Source organism: Desulfocicer vacuolatum DSM 3385, from assembly GCF_900176365.1.
GTDB classification, from domain to species: Bacteria; Desulfobacterota; Desulfobacteria; order Desulfobacterales; family Desulfobacteraceae; genus Desulfocicer; species Desulfocicer vacuolatum.
Genome location: NZ_FWXY01000071.1, coordinates 1 through 1,655 on the forward strand (window position 1 = coordinate 1; position 1,655 = coordinate 1,655).

The window sequence follows — 1,655 nt, forward strand, 5'->3', positions numbered from 1 at the left end:
CTAACCTGGACAAGCCAGAACCAAAAAGGTTTTGTTGAATCACCATTCGCGGTATAATGATTCCCATAACATACAAATGCGAAAGGAGGTCAATCATGCTGTTTATTGAAAAATACTCCAATCAAATATCAGGCGTTTTGCATTGTTATGACCGTATCGTTATTCAAGGAACTATTCCCGGAATATGCTATGCAGCTGGAATGACAAGCTATCTTTATTTCAAAGGAATAAGAATTTTTGATTATCCACAATTTGCTGCTCCTTTTAAAGAAGAAATTCGGAATAATGCTAAAAAAATTGCTTCAGACAATGGTATCGATATTCAATTTATAGCAAAAAGAAACATCCGGAAAGAAAAGATAATAGAAACAGTGATTAAAGAGCGAGGTGATCATCCTGGCCTTGTTCATATCCTTTCAGCTATGGAGTCTTGTCCTTCATACAAACCCTGGCATAACAAAAATACCCACAAAACCTACCTGAAATCAGTCCAGGGAAAATGCTTGCACTATTATTTCTATTTCATTGATGAGGACTTGGGGCTTTGTTATGTCAGGGTTCCCACGTGGTGTCCGTTTCGACTACAAATATATTTTAATGGCCATAATGTCCTTAATTCAACCATGAAAAAAGAAGGTCTTCAAAATGTGATGCTGGATAATGCCATTCTAAAAACAGATTCATTTGAATCAGCTCAAAATTTCAGCAATGCTTTCAATATTGAGCATATTCATGAAAAACTGGATGAATTTGCAAATTTTTATTGCCCCGTTATCAAGCACTTTGACTTTGGTTATCATTGGAGCATCATGCAGATTGAATATGCCACGGACATTATTTTCAAACGTCAGGAAGATCTGAAACTCATTTATGAAAATTTAACCCGCACTGCCATTCACTCAGTGAAACCTGAAAATATAGCCACTTTTCTTGGCAGAAAACTCGCTCCACAATATCAAGGTGAAATGGGTAATAACTTTTCCACAAGAATAGAAGGAACATGTGTTAAATTCAGAATGGGACCCACTTCAATAAAAATGTATGATAAACACGGCATTATCCTCAGGATCGAAACAACTACAAATGATATTTCTTTTTTCAAACACTACCGAAAGGTAGAACATCGTGATGGAACCACCTCAATGAAATTGGCAAAAATTAAAAAAGGTCTATACAGTATGGGACCTTTAACAAAAATATTATTTAGTGCAAACAAACGTTTTCTAAATTTTCTTGCTGATATTGTTAACCCGAGTGTTGGCATAAAAAAACTTGAAAAAATTTCAGAAACGGTTATTCAAAATAATCGGCCATTCAAAGGTTTCAATTTTTTCAGTCAAGATGATATCAAGATTTTGCAAGCCGTAATATCCGGAGAATTTACAATCAATGGCTTTCAAAACAAAACTCTTCGAAATAAGCTTAAAGGATACTCAAGCAGTCAAATTTCAAGAGTCTTAAAAAGATTGCATACTCACGGTTTGATCAAAAAAGTTGCTAAAACTTATAAATACTATTTGACTCGATTGGGAAGCCAGGTGATTACCATGGGAATCAAATTAAAATCAATGGTGATAATCCCTGAATTGGCAAATAGTTATGAGTAGTCTACATAATTCTTTTGCCAAAACAACACGAAAATAAGAGATAAGAAT

The 1,655-nt window shown here is 34.5% G+C and carries 1 protein-coding gene; it reads left to right on the plus strand.

Annotation, left to right across the window (positions count from 1 at the left end; translation table 11 throughout):
* Positions 1-95 precede the first annotated feature (95 nt).
* Positions 96-1,607 (plus strand): MarR family transcriptional regulator, encoded by a 1,512-nt coding sequence (locus B9A32_RS20925; protein ID WP_084072134.1) that lies wholly within the window; start codon positions 96-98, stop codon positions 1,605-1,607.
* Positions 1,608-1,655 lie beyond the last annotated feature (48 nt).